Below are 2,132 nucleotides of genomic sequence, written 5' to 3' on the forward strand. Positions count from 1 at the left end.
ATCGCCGTGTCGCAGCGATGGACGAGGTCGCCGCGCCGCCAAGCCCGTGCGAAACCGCGCGCCGCGCGGCGCTTGTCGTGCGGATCGGGCGTCAGCAGGACCGCGCGCGCGGCTTCACCCAACGTCGTCATGTCAAAGCGCTTTTGCAGCCTCCAGCACCGCGTCGGCATGCCCCTTCACGCGCACCTTGCGCCATTCTTTCGCGAGCTTGCCATCGGCGCCGAACAGGAAGGTCGAGCGTTCGATTCCCATATAGGTCCGGCCGTAATTCTGCTTTTCGACCCAGGTGCCGAACGCTTCGCACACCGCGCCATCCTCGTCGGAAGCAAGACGGACGGTCAGCCCGTATTTGTCGCGGAACTTGCAGAGTTTCGCGGGTGCATCGCGCGAGACCGCGAGAACCTGCGCGTGCAGATGCGCGAATTCGGGCGCGAGGCGCGTGAAGTCCTGCGCTTCGGTTGTGCAGCCCGGCGTGTCGGCCTTGGGATAGAAATAAACGACCAGCGGCGCGCCCTTCATCGCGGCAAGGTCGATCGCCGCGCCGTCGGCATCGAGCAGTTTGACCGCCGGAATGGCATCTCCGATTTGGGGGCCGCTCATGATCCTGTCTCCTGCTGTGCGGGGGTCTCCGGGCGAATCGAAGCCCACCAATTGGCGATCTCCTGCCGCGCGATATCGTGCGCGGCAAGCAATTGCGGCCAGCCTGGTTCCCCACACGCGGCTGCCACCAGTTGCCGCGCCGCGGCGGTCGGCGGCTCGTCTTCGGGCGCGGTCAGGCGCAGCATGACCAGCATCCGCGCCAGCAGGCCGTGCGCCTCGACCACTTCGGGCGGCGCGAGACGCGCAGTGTTCAGGCACGCCAGCGCCGCTGAAATATTCGGGTCGTGGCACCGGCCGTTGACGAGCTGGGTCACCTGCATCGCGAATTCGAGATCGACGAGCCCGCCGGGCCCGCCCTTGATGTCGAGCGCCCCCTTCGGCGGCTTGTGTGCGGCGATCTTGTCGCGCATTCCCGCCGCGTCCTGCGCCAGCTTTGCCGGGTCGCGCGGAATCGCCAGCAATGCGTCGATGATGCGTTGCACTTCGGCTTTGGCGCGATCCGAACCATAGACCGGCCGCGCACGAAGCAGCGCCATATGTTCCCATGTCCAAGCTTCCTCGCGCTGGTAGCGTTCGAAACTGTCGAGCGTGACGACGAGGGGGCCTTGCGCACCCTGCGGGCGGAGCCGCGTGTCGACGTCGTAGAGCTTGCCCGCCGCGGTCGGTACCGACATCGCCGCGGTCACGCGCTGCGCGAGCCTGTTGTAATAAGTCGTCGCGCCGAGCAGGCGCGGGCCGTCGGATTCGGCGAGATGATCGCCGGTAAAAAGGTAGATGAGGTCGAGATCCGACGCATGTGTCAGCGCCCGCCCCCCCAGCCGGCCGAGCGCGAGGACGACCAGCTCGCTGTCCGGAACGCGGCCATGCGCCGCGACGAATTCGGCGACCGTCGCGTCGGCGAGCACCTGCAGCGCCGCCTCCGCAAGCTCGGAATAGCCGCAGGCGATCACCAGCGGATCGTTCGCAGCGGCGATCAGTTGCACGCCATAAGCAAAACGCCGCTCGCCAACACGATCGCGCACGCGGTCGAGCAGGCGCTCGTAATCGAGCCCGGCAAGCCCCGCCGCCCATTCGGCGAGCAGTTCAGCCTTCATCGCGGGCGCCTCGAACGCGCGCTTGTCGATCAATCCCTCGATCAGTTCGACCCGCGCGCCGAGCGCATCGGCGAGCGTCGGCGCGAGCGACAGGACGCGCGTCGCGATCTTCGCCAGCTCGGGCTGTGCACCGAGCAGATGGAAGAAGTTGATCGCGCTCGGCAATCCCGCGACCAGCTTGTCGAAGCGCGTGAGCGTCGCCTGCGGATCGGGCGCGGCACCGATCGCCTTGACCAGTTCGGGAAGCACCGTCTCGAGCGCGTCGAGCGCGGCGGGGCTGCGCAGCGCGCGCAGTTTGCCACCGCGCCATTCGGCGATCGTGCGTAGCGCCGCAGTCCACGAAAAAAGAAAAACAAATGCTGAACGCGGGACGCGGCAACCCGAATTTTCTGGCAACCCTGCCCCGGCGAGGCTTTTTCAGGCTCGGCCTATTCGCTG

Annotated in this window: 2 protein-coding genes; both read right to left on the bottom strand. The window is 67.1% G+C overall.

The genetic code is table 11. The annotated features are described in order from the left end of the window. Positions 1 to 132: 132 nt before the first annotated feature. A complete protein-coding gene (locus VN047_RS05975; protein WP_325541042.1) occupies positions 133 to 600 on the bottom strand; it encodes a peroxiredoxin in 468 nt (155 codons plus the stop codon). After that, on the bottom strand, positions 597 to 2,090 hold the full coding sequence (locus VN047_RS05980; RefSeq protein ID WP_325541044.1) for a hypothetical protein: 1,494 nt from the start codon (positions 2,088 to 2,090) through the stop codon (positions 597 to 599). Before VN047_RS05980 ends, VN047_RS05975 begins: the two co-directional genes overlap by 4 nt. Positions 2,091 to 2,132: the final 42 nt, after the last annotated feature.

Origin of the sequence: Sphingopyxis sp. (assembly GCF_035565275.1) — a bacterium.
GTDB lineage: Bacteria > Pseudomonadota > Alphaproteobacteria > Sphingomonadales > Sphingomonadaceae > Sphingopyxis.

Coding starts and splice junctions, on each gene's coding strand:
- VN047_RS05975 (WP_325541042.1), bottom strand. CDS start 600: ATGAGCGGCCCCCAAATCGGAGATGCCATTCCGGCGGTCAAACTGCTC.